The organism is Pseudomonas sp. SBT1-2, from assembly GCF_028640875.1.
Lineage (GTDB): Bacteria > Pseudomonadota > Gammaproteobacteria > Pseudomonadales > Pseudomonadaceae > Aquipseudomonas > Aquipseudomonas chlororaphis_I.
The window spans coordinates 68,098-82,557 of record NZ_JAQZAA010000063.1 but is presented as its reverse complement, the minus strand read 5'-3'; the positions used below and the strand labels follow the sequence as shown (position 1 = coordinate 82,557).

14 protein-coding genes are annotated in these 14,460 nt (G+C 63.5%); 5 read left to right on the top strand and 9 right to left on the bottom strand.

Going from position 1 to position 14,460, the window contains the following annotated elements; translation table 11 throughout:
- Nucleotides 1-256 precede the first annotated feature (256 nt).
- Complete coding sequence (gene fadD2 / locus PVZ78_RS09075; RefSeq protein WP_273828583.1) at nt 257-1,945, bottom strand: long-chain-fatty-acid--CoA ligase FadD2; 1,689 nt, start codon at nt 1,943-1,945, stop codon at nt 257-259.
- Nucleotides 1,946-2,156: 211 nt separating this feature from the next.
- On the opposite strand from fadD2, the gene PVZ78_RS09070 reads away from it, so the two are divergent.
- Together PVZ78_RS09070 and PVZ78_RS09065 are read left to right on the top strand one after the other, a co-directional pair.
- On the top strand, nt 2,157-3,101 hold the full coding sequence (locus tag PVZ78_RS09070) for an alpha/beta hydrolase (protein ID WP_273828582.1): 945 nt from the start codon (nt 2,157-2,159) through the stop codon (nt 3,099-3,101).
- Nucleotides 3,102-3,153: 52 nt separating this feature from the next.
- Nucleotides 3,154-3,624 carry a MaoC family dehydratase gene (locus PVZ78_RS09065; RefSeq protein WP_009050394.1) on the top strand — a complete coding sequence of 157 codons (471 nt, stop codon included), beginning with the start codon at nt 3,154-3,156 and terminating at the stop codon, nt 3,622-3,624.
- A 167-nt stretch (nt 3,625-3,791) separates the two neighbouring features.
- Here the strand turns inward: PVZ78_RS09065 and PVZ78_RS09060 are convergent, their stop codons facing one another.
- The 4 genes from PVZ78_RS09060 to PVZ78_RS09045 all read right to left on the bottom strand — a co-directional run bounded on the left by PVZ78_RS09060 (nt 3,792) and on the right by PVZ78_RS09045 (nt 7,471).
- Entirely contained in the window at nt 3,792-4,655 is an 864-nt protein-coding gene (locus PVZ78_RS09060) for an efflux RND transporter periplasmic adaptor subunit (protein ID WP_009050395.1), read from the bottom strand.
- A 10-nt stretch (nt 4,656-4,665) separates the two neighbouring features.
- A complete protein-coding gene (locus PVZ78_RS09055) occupies nt 4,666-4,872 on the bottom strand; it encodes a DUF1656 domain-containing protein (RefSeq protein WP_007925079.1) in 207 nt (68 codons plus the stop codon).
- Nucleotides 4,859-6,847, bottom strand: coding sequence for an FUSC family protein (locus PVZ78_RS09050; protein ID WP_053269753.1), 1,989 nt, complete (start codon nt 6,845-6,847; stop codon nt 4,859-4,861). Before PVZ78_RS09050 ends, PVZ78_RS09055 begins: the two co-directional genes overlap by 14 nt.
- A gap of 156 nt (nt 6,848-7,003) precedes the next feature.
- Complete coding sequence (locus tag PVZ78_RS09045; protein WP_009050397.1) at nt 7,004-7,471, bottom strand: ferritin-like domain-containing protein; 468 nt, start codon at nt 7,469-7,471, stop codon at nt 7,004-7,006.
- 205 nt (nt 7,472-7,676) lie between these two features.
- On the opposite strand from PVZ78_RS09045, the gene PVZ78_RS09040 reads away from it, so the two are divergent.
- Together PVZ78_RS09040 and PVZ78_RS09035 are read left to right on the top strand one after the other, a co-directional pair.
- The gene (locus PVZ78_RS09040) at nt 7,677-7,913 is read left to right on the top strand and encodes a DUF3820 family protein (protein WP_007925076.1); all 237 of its coding nucleotides are present in this window, start codon (nt 7,677-7,679) and stop codon (nt 7,911-7,913) included.
- Nucleotides 7,914-7,923: 10 nt separating this feature from the next.
- Nucleotides 7,924-9,111: an aminotransferase class V-fold PLP-dependent enzyme gene (locus PVZ78_RS09035; protein WP_273828581.1), complete on the top strand. Its 1,188-nt coding sequence runs from the start codon at nt 7,924-7,926 to the stop codon at nt 9,109-9,111.
- Between the two features lie 287 nt (nt 9,112-9,398).
- On the opposite strand, the gene PVZ78_RS09030 is transcribed toward PVZ78_RS09035, so the two are convergent.
- The 3 genes from PVZ78_RS09030 to zwf are packed head-to-tail and all read right to left on the bottom strand — an operon-like array spanning nt 9,399 to nt 12,251.
- A complete protein-coding gene (locus PVZ78_RS09030) occupies nt 9,399-10,064 on the bottom strand; it encodes a bifunctional 4-hydroxy-2-oxoglutarate aldolase/2-dehydro-3-deoxy-phosphogluconate aldolase (RefSeq protein WP_023966782.1) in 666 nt (221 codons plus the stop codon).
- 17 nt (nt 10,065-10,081) lie between these two features.
- On the bottom strand, nt 10,082-10,795 hold the full coding sequence (gene pgl, locus PVZ78_RS09025; RefSeq protein ID WP_101283254.1) for a 6-phosphogluconolactonase: 714 nt from the start codon (nt 10,793-10,795) through the stop codon (nt 10,082-10,084).
- Nucleotides 10,782-12,251, bottom strand: a complete 1,470-nt coding sequence (gene zwf / locus PVZ78_RS09020) for a glucose-6-phosphate dehydrogenase (RefSeq protein ID WP_023966786.1) — start codon at nt 12,249-12,251, stop codon at nt 10,782-10,784. Before zwf ends, pgl begins: the two co-directional genes overlap by 14 nt.
- Before the next feature lie 209 nt (nt 12,252-12,460).
- Here zwf and PVZ78_RS09015 point away from each other — a divergent pair, with 209 nt between their 5' ends.
- Entirely contained in the window at nt 12,461-13,321 is an 861-nt protein-coding gene (locus PVZ78_RS09015) for a MurR/RpiR family transcriptional regulator (protein ID WP_169914959.1), read from the top strand.
- Nucleotides 13,322-13,461: 140 nt separating this feature from the next.
- On the opposite strand, the gene PVZ78_RS09010 is transcribed toward PVZ78_RS09015, so the two are convergent.
- On the bottom strand, nt 13,462-14,316 hold the full coding sequence (locus PVZ78_RS09010; protein WP_101283256.1) for a D-hexose-6-phosphate mutarotase: 855 nt from the start codon (nt 14,314-14,316) through the stop codon (nt 13,462-13,464).
- Nucleotides 14,317-14,460: the final 144 nt, after the last annotated feature.

The window sequence follows — 14,460 nt, the reverse complement described above, 5'->3', positions numbered from 1 at the left end:
AGAGTAGCAGCTTTGCCAAAGGCCGACTAGAGCCAAAATCGGCCTAAACAGTCACTTTAGTGACTCAAGAATATTTAATGGTCATTTTTAGAGTAAAAATTCTATCCAGCCATTCAAGGCTCTGGAACGGGCTTTTGCGCCCTTCGAAAGCATCGCGAGCAAGCTGCGCACCTACAGAAACCCTGGGTTCCGGTAAAAGCGAGGCTTGCTCACGATAGTCGCGCCCTGGCGCGGGACTGTTACATCCGGTGAAACATCAGGCGATGTCGCGCAACTCCCGACGCAGGATCTTGCCTACCGGCGTCATCGGCAACGACTCACGCAACACGATGTGTTTCGGCACCTTGTAGCCGGTGAAGTTTTCCTTGCAGTAGGCCTTCAGCTCTTCGAGGCTGACCCCCGACTCGCGGGCCACCACGAACAGCTTCACCGCCTCTCCCGAACGCTCGTCCGGCACACCGATCACCGCGCAGTTGGCGACTTTCGGGTGGGCCATCACCACGTCCTCGATTTCGTTGGGGTACACGTTGAAACCCGAGACGATGATCATGTCCTTCTTGCGATCGACAATGCGCACGAAGCCATCCGGATCGATCACCGCGATGTCGCCGGACTTGAACCAGCCTTCGGCATCCAGCACCTCGTCGGTGGCTTCCGGCTTCTGCCAGTAGCCCTTCATGATCTGCGGCCCCTTGATGCACAGCTCGCCGCGCTCGCCCAGCGGCTGCTCGACACCCTGGTCGTCGATGACCTTGAGGGTCGTGCCCGGCACCGGCAAGCCCACCGTGCCCAGGCGCGACTGGTCGCCGTAAGGGTTGGTGCAGGCCACGGGCGAGGTTTCAGTCAGGCCGTAACCTTCGGTGATACGACAGCCGGTCAACTCCGCCCAGCGCTCGGCGGTGGCCTTGACCAGCGCCGTGCCCCCGGAGTTGGTGAGTTTGAGATTGGAGAAGTCGAGGGTCTTGAACTCGGGATGATCCATCAGCGCCGTGAACAGCGTGTTCAGCCCCAGCAGCGCCGAGAAACGCCACTTCTTCAGCTCCTTGATGAAACCGCCGATGTCCCGCGGGTTGGTGATCAGCACGTTGTGGTTGCCGGTGACCATCATGCACATGCAGTTCGCGGTGAAGGCATAGATGTGGTACAGCGGCAGCGGCGCGATCATCACCTCCCGGCCCTCGCGCAGCAGCGGGTGGCCGTCCGGCCCCAGTTGCCCGAGGCAGGCACTGGCCTGCTGCATGTTGGCCACCAGGTTGCCGTGGGTCAGCATCGCGCCCTTGGCCAGTCCCGTGGTGCCGCCGGTGTATTGCAGCACGGCGACGTCGTCCAGGCGGGCGTTCAAAGGCTTGATCGGCTGGCCACGGCCCAGGTGCAATGCGCTCTTGAAGGAAACGGCCTGGGGCAAGCGATAGGCCGGCACCATCTTCTTGACCTTGTCGACCAGGGTATTGACCAGCCAGCCCTTGGCGGACGGCATCAGGTCGCCCATCTTCGCCTCGATCAGGAACTGGATATCGGTATCGGGCAGCACTTGCTCGACCTTCTGCCCGAACAGGTTCATGTACACCAGGGCCCGCGCCCCGGAATCCTTGAACTGGTGACGCATTTCCCGGGTGGTGTACAGCGGGTTGGTGTTGACCACGATCAGCCCCGCGCGCAGGGCGCCGAACACGGCGATCGGGTAATGCAGGACATTGGGCATCTGCACCGCGATGCGATCGCCGGGCACCAGGTCGGTGCTGCTCTGCAGATAGCCTGCGAAGGCCGCGCTGTAGCGCTCCAGCTCGGCGTAGGTCATGGTCACGCCCATGTTGCTGAAGGCCGGGCGGTCGGCGAATTTCTTGCAGGAACGCTCGAACACCTCGATCACCGACTTATAGGCACCCAGGTCGATATCGACGGGCACTCCGACCGGGCGTTTGTCATTCCAGAAATCAGGCTGCATTGTTCTTGTCCTCGTTACCTGAGTTGTCCGGGCCGCTTCTCTGACGCGACGAAAGGCGGGGCTCTGCGGACGTTAGCAGCTATGGCGAATAGGGCAAATACGGGCAATGGCGTCATTGACAGCGTGAATCTTGCCGCCATGGCGCGCGCAGATCGGACGGGGCTGCGACGATGAGCTATACAATGCAACGACCCCGTGCAAAGGAATCGCCATGATCCACCACTCTTTCTGGCTGACCGCGAGCGACCACAGCCAGCTCTACGTCAACCAGTGGCTCCCGGCGGCCCCGCTCAAGGCCGTGATCCTGCTGGCCCACGGCATGGCCGAACACAGCGGACGCTACGCCAGGCTGGCGCAGGCGCTGTGCAACGAAGGCTACGGCGTCTATGCGCTGGACCAGCGCGGTCACGGCAAGACCGCCGAGCATGGGGTACTCGGGCACTTCGCCGATGACGACGGCTGGTGCAAGGTGGTCGGCGACCTGGCCAGCCTCAACCAGCACATCGGCCAGCAGCACCCGGGAACCCCGATCGTGCTGCTGGGCCACAGCATGGGCAGCTACATCGCCCAGGCCTACCTGCTGCACCACAGCGCCAGCCTGTACGGGGCGATCCTCAGCGGCTCGAATTTCCAGCCAGTGGCGCTGTACCGCGCGGCCCGCCAGATCGCCCGCTTCGAACGCTGGCGCCAGGGCGCCCAGGGCCGCAGCGCGTTGATCGAATGGTTGTCCTTCGGCTCGTTCAACAAGGCCTTCAAGCCCAACCGCACCGCCTTCGACTGGCTCAGCCGCGATCCCGACGAAGTCGACAAATACGTCCAGGACCCGCTCTGCGGCTTTCGCTGCAGCAACCAGCTGTGGATCGACCTGCTGGGTGGCCTGCAGCAAATCAGCAAAGCCTCCAACCTGGCCCAGATCGATCCGGGCCTGCCATTGCTGATACTGGGCGGAGAATGTGATCCGGTGAGCAATGGCATACGTCTGAAGGATCTGGCCGGTGCTTTGCGCGAGGCCGGCAGCCAGTGCCTGCAGCTCAATATCTACCCGCAGGCGCGGCACGAACTATTCAATGAAAGCAACCGCGACGAAGTGACGGCCGATGTACTGGCCTGGCTCGACCAGGCCCTGCAGCATCGCCGACCGCCGAAGACTGAATGACCCTGTTTCCAATCAATACGCCAATCAACGCTCAGCACAGGACTTGAGAGAGATGACCCAAGTTACCAACACCCCGTACGAAGCCCTCGAAGTCGGCCAGACCGCCAGCTACAGCAAGCACGTGGAAGAGCGTGACATCCAGCTGTTCGCCGCCATGTCCGGCGACCACAACCCGGTGCACCTGGACGCCGAATTCGCTGCCGCCAGCATGTTCAAGGAGCGTATCGCCCACGGCATGTTCAGCGGTGCGCTGATCAGCGCCGCGGTGGCCTGCGAGCTGCCTGGGCCGGGCACCATCTATATCGGCCAGAAGATGAGCTTCCAGAAGCCGGTGAAGATCGGCGACACCCTGACCGTGCGCCTGGAGATCCTCGAAAAACTGCCGAAGTTCCGTGTGCGTATCGCCACCCGTGTGTTCAACCAGCGCGATGAGCTGGTGGTGGACGGCGAAGCCGAAATCCTCGCCCCGCGCAAACAACAGACCGTTACCCTGCCGACCTTGCCGGCCATCAATATCGGCTAAGCCGCCCTGTAGCCGCTGGCGCAGCCTGCGATCGATTGCGTAGCAATCGCAAAATCAGCCACTGCGTTTCCCGGGCAGATCCGGGACTCGAGGCTTGCGATTGCTACGTCGGAGTGCCGCCCAAACCGATCGCAGCCTCGCAGGCTCGGCAGCGGCTACAGGCGGGATTAGCGACTCCCCTCCTCCACCTGCACGCTCGCCGTCATCCCGGCGCTCAGGTTGACGCCTTCGGGCACCTTGTCGAGCCTGATGCGCACCGGAATCCGCTGCGCCAGGCGCACCCAGTTGAACGTCGGCTCCACCTCGGCCAGCAATTGCCCGTCCGGCGTGGCATTGCGGTCGGTGATGCCGCGGCTGATGCTTTCCACATGCCCCTGCAAGGCTTCCCCAGCGCTCATCAGCCACACCTTGACCGGGTCGCCGACCTTGATCCGCGGCAGTTTGGTTTCCTCGAAATAGGCCTGCACGTAGAAGGTCGAATCGTCGATCAGCGCCATCACCGATTGCCCGGCATTCACATAGTTGCCTTCGGCCAGGCGCAGGTTGGTGATGTGCCCGCTGCGCGGCGCGCGGACCTGGCTGCGCGCCAGGTTGAGTTCGGCGACCTTGGCGTCGGCCTGGGCCTGGCGCAGCTCGCCACGGGCCACCCCGGCATTGATCTGCGCGTTTTCCCGCAGTTCGGCGCTGATCGCCTGCGGGCCGAGGCTGGCCCGGCGGCTGGCTTCGCGCTCTTTCAGGTTGAGTTGCTGCTGGCGGGTCTGCACCACTGCCTGGGCCTTTTCCAGCGCCGCCTCGAAGCGATCGCGGTCGATGCTCAGCAACAGGTCGCCGGCCTTCACCGCCTGGTTGTCGTAGGCCTTGAGCTCACGCACCCAGCCCGAGACGTCGGGGGCGACTATCACCACGTCGGCGCGAATCCGCGCATCCCGGGTCCAGGGCGTGAGCATGTAGTACTGCCATAGGTGAAAGCCGGCAAACAGCGCCGCCGCCACCAGGCACAGGGTAAAAGCGATACGTACGGAAGCACGCATGAACAACTCCTTATAAAGGTCCGAGTACGACAGTGACCAACGTCAGGACACAGACGTACAAGGCCACATCGAACAGTGCTTCGTGCCAGATCCAGCGCCCCAGCGGCGTTGCGCGCAACAGCATGCGCAGCACCCCGGTCAGCACCAGCGCCAGCACCACATAAATCAGAAACGGGCTGAGCAATACTCCGCCCAGCGACCACTCACGCAGCCCCATGGTTTTCCTCCTGCTGCCGGCACCAGGTGCGCCAGCTCTTCTGCAACTGCACCACCGCGCCCTGGGCCAGCTTCAATGCATCGCTGGGCGGTTGGCTGTCCAGGGCCTCGAGCAAGGCGGTGCTGGCGTTGGCCAGCGCGTCGCCGCGACCGGCCCCCGGCCCGCGCTCCAGCACCTGCTCCAGATACTCGAAATAACGTCGCTGCGAAGCATCCGCGGGCACCTGGGCCACCGCCAGGCTCAAGCGCAGGTGCATCAGTTCGTCGCCGATATCCAGGCCCAGCAGGCCATCGTCCCAGCGGCTGCGCGCCTGCTCCGGCAATTCCGGGTAATGCCGCGCCAGTTGCAGCAGGCGATCGGCCATGCGCCCGCCGAACCAGCTTTCCGCACCGCGCAGGTTGCGCCGGGTCAGGCGCACCAGATCCTGCAGGGTCGCCGCCAACAGGCGCCGCCCATGCCAGGCCGGGTCGCGCAGGATCAACAAGTGAAACGCCAGCACCGCGGCGCCCACGCCGAGCACCATCGCCTGGGCGCTGTTGAAGAAGTTCGCGACGTCGAACGTCATCTGGTTCTGCGGCGAAATCAGCACCACGAAGTGCAGGCAGAACGAGGTGGCCGTGGCGCCGATCTGGGGTTTGGCCATGCCCAGCGCGCCGAAAAACAGCGGCACGCCCATGGCCATCGCCAGCAAGGCAAAACTGCTCCACTGCGGCAGCAGGATCTGCCCGACCACGAAGGCCACCGGGATCGCCAGGAAGATGCCGCGCATGAAACTCATGCCGATCTGCGCACCGTTTTCCCGACTGGCGAACAGGCCGCACACCACACAGGTCAGCAGCATCGCCCCCGAGGCCGCCGGCCAGGCGGTGGCCAGCCAGAAGCAGGCCACAGTGAGGAAGGCCAGGGCACTACGCGCGCCAAACAACAGCGCCAGCGACAGATCGCGATGGGGGCTCAGGGTCGCCGGCTGCTCGACCGGCGCCGTGCCCTCCTCCACCGCCTGCAGCGCCGCGCCGGCGGCCAGGGCGGTATCCAGCAACAGGGTGAAGCGGGCCAGGCAATAGCTTTGCGCCGAGCTGATGGCCGCGTCGTGGGAAGCGTCCAGCAACTGCGGCCGCAACGCCTGCAAGGTCGGCTTGTCCATGGCCGCCAGGGCCTGCTGCACCTGTTCCATCCAGGGTGCCAGCTGGTCCGCCTCGGCCTGGTCCAATTGTTTCCATTGCCGGCGCACCGAACGGGAGATCCGCAGCAGCATCAGCAGCTTCTGGCTCAAGGCGCTGATCGCCCGCGCCCGTTGCCGGCCCAGCGGGCCTTCGAACCAGGCATGTTCGCGCTGCGAGTCCACGGCGACAATGCGCCCGAGGATTTCCAGCAGCCCCTTGCGCGCCAGGGCATCACCGGCCAGGGTCGCCCGCGCCGCCTGCATGCCGCTTTGCCAGGCGCTGCGCGCCTGGGCGGTCAACTGCCGCTCGACCCGCATCGGCCAGAGCAAGGCACTGCTGGCGGTGGCGCAGATAATGCCCAGGGAAATTTCCGTACAACGCGCCACGGCCTGGTCGAATATCGACAACGGGTGGGAGATCGCCGGCAAGGCAATGATCGCCACGGTGTAGCCGGCCAGCACGAACGAATAGGACCAGGCGCTGCGCAGCAGGGTCGAACTGGCGGTGCACAGCCCCAGCCACAGCGCCAGGGCCAGCAGGAACAGCCAGGGCGTCTGGGCGAACAGCCCCATGAACAGCACCGACATGCAGGTGCCCACCAACGTCCCCACCAGCCGTGCCATGCCCTTTTGCAGGACCATCCCGGACAGCGGCTGGGCAACGATGATCGCCGTCATCAGCGCCCAGGACGGCTGCTGCAGCCCCCAGCGCATGGCCAGCCACAGCGCCAGGCCGGCGCCGAGCACGGTCTTGATCGCGAACTGCACGGCCGGGAGATTGGGGGCGAACAGCGCCTGCAAAGTGATACGCACGGAAAGAACCCTGGGAAGGACAAAACAACGATAGATGTACTGAAGCGAGAAATGACACCCGCAAATTATTAGCTAGCTAACTATCAGTCGTCCAGTATTAATTTTCAGGCATAAAAAAACGCCAGACAGGCTGGCGTTTTTGACAGGTTTGACCCGTTATGAACGGGCACGGGCCTGGTTGCGCAGGGCTTTGACCTGATCGTGGTTGCGCTGTACGCCATGGTACTGACGCTCCACCAGGTCGCGGATGCCGACCAGGTTGTGTTTGCTGATTTTCTCCAGCGCGTTTTTGTAGGCTTTCAGCGCATGGTCTTCACCGCGCTCGGCCTCGTTGAGCACCGCTTCTTCATCCTTGCCGGTCACCAGGGACTTGAGGTCGACCCAACGGCGGTGCAGGTCGCCACTGACGCTGGTGGAGGTTTCCGGATCGCCGCCCAACGAACGCACGCTGGCCTGCAATTCGGCCGCAGCGGTGGCGCAATCGGCGGAGCGCTTGACGAACAGCGCTTTCAACTCAGGATGCTTGATGTCTTCTGCGCAGGTCTTGAACCCCTCCTGACCGTCCTTACTGGTTTCGATCAGATCGTTGAGGATCGAAATCGCTTCTTTGTTGATGCCAGTCATTTTCCATTCCTTCCAGGTTGAGGGAGTTGTGATAGGTGTTGCACCCTGCGTGCCAGCCCTGGAATGAAAATTTTTCCATTACTTTTCAAAAAGTTAAGTTTTTTACCGCTTTCTGTATCCGCGTTATTTGCATGATCTGTCATTTGGCCTGCATGCAGAATGCCTGTATTTTCCAAGGTGTTCGTCACCTCTACAGACAGCCGCCATGAATCCCGAAAAACTTGAACTTCTGGTCACCCGCGAAATGCCCTACGGCAAGTACAAGGGCCGCATCCTCGCCGACCTGCCCGGCCCCTACCTGAACTGGTTCGCCCGCGAAGGTTTTCCCCACGGCGAGCTGGGCGGCCTGTTGGCATTGATGCAGGAAATCGATCACAACGGTCTTTCCGATCTACTGGACCCGCTGCGCGCCAAACACGGCAAACCCAAACCCCGTCATTAAGAAGCCCGCCATGCCCAGCAATGCCCAACTCGCCCGCGACGAAGACTATTGGCTAGCCATCGCCCAGCGCTATGACGTCGAACCCGGGCCGATCAACCTGGAAAACGGCTATTTCGGACGCATGAGCCGCGCCGTGGTCGAGGAATACCAGCGCCAGATCGACTTCGTGAACCGCAGCAACTCGGTGCATGTGCGCCAGCATTTCGAACAGATCGGCAATTTGCAGATTCGACAGCAACTGGCCGAACTGCTCGGCGTCGACCGCCAAGCCGTCGCCCTCACCCGCAGTGCTTCAGAGGCATTGCAGTCGCTGATCCGCAACTACAACCGCCTGCAGCCGGGCGACCAGGTGCTGTTCAGCGACCTGGAATACGACAGCGTCAAGGGCGCCATGCGCTGGCTGGCGCGCCATCGCGGGGTCGAGGTCATCGAAATCGAGCATGCCCACCCGGCGAGTTTCGACAGCCTGCTGGCCAGCTACCGCGAGGCCTTCGAGCGCTACCCAAGGCTGAAGCTGATGGCCCTGACCCACGTCACCCACCGCACCGGGCTGGTGCTGCCAGTCCAGGCCATTGCCCTGGAGGCCCGCGAACGGGGAATCGACGTCATCCTCGACGGCGCCCACGCCCTGGCCCAGGTCGATTTCCAGCTCAGCGAACTCGGCGTGGCGTTCGCCGGCTACAACCTGCAGAAGTGGATTGGCGCACCGCTGAGCCTGGGGTTTGTCTACATCGACCCGCAACGCCTGGCCGATATCGATCCGGACATGGGCGAGCAACGTTATGCCCTGGACGATATCCGCTCACGAGCGCCTTATGGCACGCCGAACATTCCGGCCTGGCTGACCTTGCCCCGGGTGTTCGAGGAGCACCGCAGCATGGGTGGCTCGGCCCTCAAGGGCGCGCGCCTGAATTACCTGCGCGACCTGTGGGTGAGCCAGGTGCGCGAGCTGTCCGGGATTGAAGTCATGACCCCGGACGATCCACGGCTGTATTGCGGCATCACCTCGTTTCGCTTCACCCGCCAGCCGGACCAGCAGGCGATGGCCGAACGGCTGCTCAAGGAATACAACCTGTTCACCGTGGCGCGCAGCGGTTCGCGTTGCGGGCCCTGTATCCGCGTGACTCCGGGCTTTACCACGCCAGCCTCGGATATCCATCTGCTGGTCGAGGCATTGACTGAACTGGCGGCCCAGTAACCTGTAGCCGCTGCCGCAGGCTGCGACAGGTCCGAAGGACCTTCTGCGATCCTGAGAACGCTACGGCCTTTCGGCCGATCGCAGCCTGCGGCAGCGGCTACAGACAGTGGCGACCATTCAGATCGCGTTGTCCGCCCCGGCGTCATCGCGCGCAAGCTGCGCTCCTACAGAAGACCCGGCAATAGCCAGGCAACTTTTCTCCAGGCAAAAAAAAACGGTGCACCGACCAAGCGCACCGTAAAGCCGTAGAACACACCAACGAATCTTTGAAAAAAGCAGGAAACCTGTCAGTCCAGCAGCGCCAGGGCCTCGGCCGTGCACTCCTGGATCCGCGCCCAGTCGCCGTTCTTGATCCACTCGGGATCGAGCATCCAGCTACCGCCGACGCACATCACGTTCTTCAACGCCATGTAGCTCTTGATATTGGCCGGGCCGACACCGCCGGTCGGGCAGAACTTCACCTCGCCGAACGGGCCGCCCAGGGCCTTGATCGCGGCCACGCCGCCACTGACTTCCGCCGGGAACAGCTTGAAGCGGCGATAGCCCAGGCTGTAGCCCTCCATGATCCCGGAGGCATTGCTGATCCCCGGCAACAGCGGGATCGGGCTGGCGACGCTGGCTTCCAGCAGGTCACGGGTAATGCCCGGGGTGACGATGAACTGCGAACCGGCGGCTTCGGCGGCGGCCAGCATCTGCCGATCGAGCACGGTGCCGGCGCCGGTCACCAACTCCGGACGCTGCTCGCGCAGGATCTGGATGGCCTTGAGGCCGAACTGCGAACGCAGGGTCACTTCCAGAGCGGTCAGGCCACCGGCGGCCAGGGCGTCGGCCAGGGGCAGCACGTCCTGTTCGCGGGCGATGGTGATCACCGGCAGAATCCGCGCCTTGGCGCAGAGGCTGTCGATCAGGGCAACTTTGTCCGCCATGGAAACGGTCGGTTGTGGGTTTGTCATAGCGGCTGATCCTTGGCTCATGGGCACCAGTAAATCTCTAACGGAGGTTGCAGGAAGGCACGAATCGGCATCGCGGCGACATCGTCACCGGCCAGTGCGGCACTCAGGGTGGTCAATTTGGATTGACCGGAAATCGACAGCACGCTGTACGTGGCCGAAGCCAGCAAGGCGCGGCTCATGCTCAGGCGCTGATGCGGCACGCTCGGCGCCAGCATCGGCCAGCAGCGACGCTGACCGTCGGCCTGCAGGGCTTCGGCCAGGTTCGGGCTGTTGGGGAACAGGGAGGCGGTATGACCGTCATCGCCCATGCCCAGCACCAGCGCGTCGATGGCCGACAACTCGGCCAGCAGACGATCGGCTTGCTCCGCGGCCTGTTCGAGGTTCGCCGCGGCGTTGTACAGGCTGAGGAACTTCGCCTTGGCCGCCGCCCCTTGCAGCAGGTAGCGCTTGAGCAGGCCGGCGTTGCTGTCGGCATGCTCCACCGGTACCCAGCGCTCGTCCGCCAGGGTAACCAGGACCTTGGACCAGTCCAGGTGCTGCTTGGCCAGGTGCTGGAAAAACGCCACCGGGCTGCGCCCGCCGGACACCACCAGGGTGGCTTCGCCGCGAACCTGGATCGCCTGGCTCAGTTGCCCGGCCACCTTCAGCGCCAGGCCTTCGGCCAACAGCGCCGGGCTATGGAACTCGTGGGCGTGTACGCCCGCAGGCAGTTTCAATTTAGATATCGCCATACCATGACCTCCCGTCCCGCGTGATCAGTGCGATGGAGCTCATCGGCCCCCACGACCCGGCCGCATACGGCTTGGGCGCATCGCCGGATTTCTTCCACCCGGCGATCAGTTGGTCACACCATTTCCACGCGGCTTCGATTTCATCTTTGCGGACAAACAGGTTCTGATTGCCACGCATCACTTCCAGCAACAACCGCTCGTAGGCATCGGGGATCCGCGCGCTGCGATAGGTGTCGGAAAAATTCAGCTGCAACGGACCGCTGCGCAGTTGCATGCCCTTGTCCAGGCCTTGTTCCTTGGTCATCACCCGCAGGGAGATACCTTCGTCCGGCTGCAGGCGGATGATCAGCTTGTTGCTGATCTGCAGGCGCTGCTCGGGGGCGAAGATATAGTGCGACGGCTCCTTGAAGTGGATGACGATCTGCGACAGCTTCTGCGGCATGCGCTTGCCGGTACGCAGGTAGAACGGCACCCCGGCCCAGCGCCAGTTGCGGATGTCGGCCCGCAGGGCGACGAAGGTCTCGGTGTCGCTCTGGGTGTTGGAATTTTCTTCCTCCAGGTACCCCGGCACGGCCTTGCCTTCGCTGTGCCCGGCGATGTACTGGCCACGCACCACCTGGGTGGTCAGGCCTTCCGGGCTGATCGGCGCCAGGGCCTTGAGCACCTTGACCTTCTCGTCACGGATGCTGTCGGCCGAGAGGTCGGCGGGCGGGTCCATGGCAATCAGGCAGAGCAGTTGCAGCAGGTGGTTCTGGATCATGTCCCGCAGTTGGCCGGCCTTGTCGAAGTAACCCCAGCGGCCTTCGATCCCGACCTTCTCGGCCACGGTGATTTCCACGTGGGAGATGTAGTTCTGGTTCCACTGGGTCTCGAACAGGCTGTTGGCGAAACGCAGGGCGATCAGGTTCTGCACCGTCTCCTTGCCCAGGTAGTGGTCGATGCGATAGATGCGGTTCTCCGGGAAGAACTGCGCCACCGCGTCGTTGACCTTGCGCGACGATTCCAGGTCCGAGCCGATGGGCTTTTCCAGCACCACGCGGGTGTTTTCGGCCAGCCCGGCCTTCGACAGGTTCTCGCAGATCGCCCCGTACACCGCCGCCGGCGTGGCGAAATAGGCGATCAGGCGCTGCTCGCGCCCGGCCAGCTCGGCCAGGGCCAGGTAATCCTCGGCCTTGAGGAAGTCCACGTGCAGGTAGGTCAGGCGCGCCAGGAAGCGCTCCAGCACCGCAGGGTCTATCTCCTTGGCACCTACATACTTGCGCAATTGCGCTTCAATGAAAGACAGGTGCTGCTGGTCGCTGCCCGGCTCGCGGGCCAGGGCCAGAATGCGCGTGTCGTCATGCAGCAGGCCGGCGCCATCGAGCTGGTACAGGGCAGGAAACAATTTGCGAAGCGCCAGATCGCCCAGCGCGCCGAACAAGGCGAAGGTGCACGGTTCAACCGTTATCGAAGGCATGATGTTTGTTCTTTTATCAAGTTAAGCTACAAATACCTTTTTTCAAGGCATCACTCAAGGGAAAATGTAGTAATAACCACAACATTTTAGCAAAATACAGATTCGAAGTGGTGGTCCGTCGGAGCCATCAGTAGGATAGGCCACCGCCAAAGACCGGTTAAGACCGGCTTCCTTTGCATTGCCGAACCAGGAAAACCCTAATGGACCGCGTGCGAAATCTTCTGGAACAGATCCAGAATCGCCTTGAAGAATTGAACAAGGCGGAACGTAAAGTCGCCGAAGTCATCCTGCTCAACCCACAGCAGGCGACCCGCTTCAGTATTGCCGCCCTCGCCCAGGCCGCTTCGGTCAGCGAGCCGACGGTCAACCGTTTCTGCCGCTCGTTCGGTGTCAGCGGCTACCCCGAACTCAAGCTGCAACTGGCCCAGAGCCTGGCCAGCGGTGCGGCCTATGTCAGCCGCGCGGTGGAAGCCGACGACAACCCCGAAGCCTACACCCAGAAAATCTTCGGCAGCGCCATCGCCTCGCTGGACAGCGCCTGCCAGGCCCTGGACCCGAACCTGATCAGCCGCGCCGTCGACCTGTTGATCCAGGCCCGGCAGATCCACTTCTTCGGCCTCGGCGCCTCGGCCCCGGTAGCCCTCGATGCCCAGCACAAGTTCTTCCGCTTCAACCTGGCGGTGACCGCCCACGCCGACGTGTTGATGCAGCGGATGATCGCCTCGGTGGCGCACACCGGCGAGCTGTTCGTGATCATCTCCTACACCGGGCGCACCCGCGAGCTGGTGGAAGTGGCGCGCATCGCCCGGGAAAACGGCGCCTCGGTACTCGGCCTGACCGCCGCCGGTTCGCCATTGGCCAAGGCCAGCACCCTGAGCCTGAACATCCCGCTGCCGGAAGACACCGACATCTACATGCCGATGACCTCGCGGATCATCCAGCTCACCGTGCTCGACGTCCTCGCCACCGGCATGACCCTGCGCCGCGGCGTGGACTTCCAGCCGCACCTGCGCAAGATCAAGGAAAGCCTCAACGCCAGCCGCTACCCGGTGGGCGACGAGTACAACTGAGTTTCGCGAAACCCGGCGCCAGCGCCTCCGGCCTTATCGCGGGCAATCGAGCATCGACCGGCCGCTCCTACAGTCAATGCGTTTCTGTAGGAGCCAGGCTTGCCCGCGATGACGGCACCAGCCACACCGCCAACCCGCCACTAAGCCCCCGCCCGCGCCTGCAAGCTCAGATGCGCCCGCTCCCCCGGCGCCAGGCACAAGCTGTCGGTGCCCCCCGCCGCCGCCTCGACGCAGACGAACCCGGACACCTCGTTCCAGCTCACCCCCAGCAGCGGCCGGCTGCCCGGATGCCAGACCACGGTGTCGGCGCTGTCGCCGGTGTCGATGCGCAATTCGCGCTGCCAGGCGTGGTCCTTGAGCTGCAATTCGCCCTCGTGCTGGAACACCCGCTGACAGCCACCATCGACCCGCAGCTCGCCTGTTTGCCGGCACGCCTGGCGGCTCAACTGGTCGTAACCCTCGGCGCCGTCGAGCCCAGACAGCGCTACCTCGCCGACGTCGCCAATACGCCAGTAGGCGTGCAAAGCCTGGCTCAGCTGGCACGGCAGGCTGTCCTGGTGCTCGGTGCTCAGGCGCAGGTCCATGCTTTCGCCCAGGTGCGCGTGCAGGTCGACCTGCCAGTCGCACAGCTGCAACTGCCAGTGCAGGTACACGCCCTCGTCATCGCTGCGGCTGTCGAGCAGCTTCCAGTCGATCAGTCGGGCCCAGCCATGGGATGGCCAGGCGTTTTCGCTCGGGTGACGGCCGTACCAGGGCCAGCACACCGGCACCCCACCACGGATCGCCCCGACCTGCGGCCACTTCGCCGCACACCACAGCCAGGGCTTCTGCCCGGTCGGCTGAAAATGCAGGAGCTGCGCGCCCTGGCGACTGAACACCGCCTGGCACAGCGGATGGTCGATCACCAGCACGTCGCGCATCTGATAGCGCTCCCACGCGAAGATCGGGCGCTCGCGCAAGGATTTGAAAAAGCGTTGTAGCGGATGCTCATGCATGGGCCACGGTCCTGAAGATCATTGCTGTACCGATATTCATCATTGATGCGCAAAACCCTGTAGCCGCTGCCGCAGGCTGCGATAAGGCCGCAGGCCTTCAGCGATCTTGAGGACGCTACGGCCGTCCCGGCCGATCGCAGCCTG

Coding starts and splice junctions, on each gene's coding strand:
- fadD2 (WP_273828583.1), bottom strand. CDS start 1,945: ATGCAGCCTGATTTCTGGAATGACAAACGCCCGGTCGGAGTGCCCGTC.
- PVZ78_RS09070 (WP_273828582.1), top strand. CDS start 2,157: ATGATCCACCACTCTTTCTGGCTGACCGCGAGCGACCACAGCCAGCTC.
- PVZ78_RS09065 (WP_009050394.1), top strand. CDS start 3,154: ATGACCCAAGTTACCAACACCCCGTACGAAGCCCTCGAAGTCGGCCAG.
- PVZ78_RS09060 (WP_009050395.1), bottom strand. CDS start 4,655: ATGCGTGCTTCCGTACGTATCGCTTTTACCCTGTGCCTGGTGGCGGCG.
- PVZ78_RS09055 (WP_007925079.1), bottom strand. CDS start 4,872: ATGGGGCTGCGTGAGTGGTCGCTGGGCGGAGTATTGCTCAGCCCGTTT.
- PVZ78_RS09045 (WP_009050397.1), bottom strand. CDS start 7,471: ATGACTGGCATCAACAAAGAAGCGATTTCGATCCTCAACGATCTGATC.
- PVZ78_RS09040 (WP_007925076.1), top strand. CDS start 7,677: ATGAATCCCGAAAAACTTGAACTTCTGGTCACCCGCGAAATGCCCTAC.
- PVZ78_RS09035 (WP_273828581.1), top strand. CDS start 7,924: ATGCCCAGCAATGCCCAACTCGCCCGCGACGAAGACTATTGGCTAGCC.
- PVZ78_RS09030 (WP_023966782.1), bottom strand. CDS start 10,064: ATGACAAACCCACAACCGACCGTTTCCATGGCGGACAAAGTTGCCCTG.
- pgl (WP_101283254.1), bottom strand. CDS start 10,795: ATGGCGATATCTAAATTGAAACTGCCTGCGGGCGTACACGCCCACGAG.
- zwf (WP_023966786.1), bottom strand. CDS start 12,251: ATGCCTTCGATAACGGTTGAACCGTGCACCTTCGCCTTGTTCGGCGCG.
- PVZ78_RS09010 (WP_101283256.1), bottom strand. CDS start 14,316: ATGCATGAGCATCCGCTACAACGCTTTTTCAAATCCTTGCGCGAGCGC.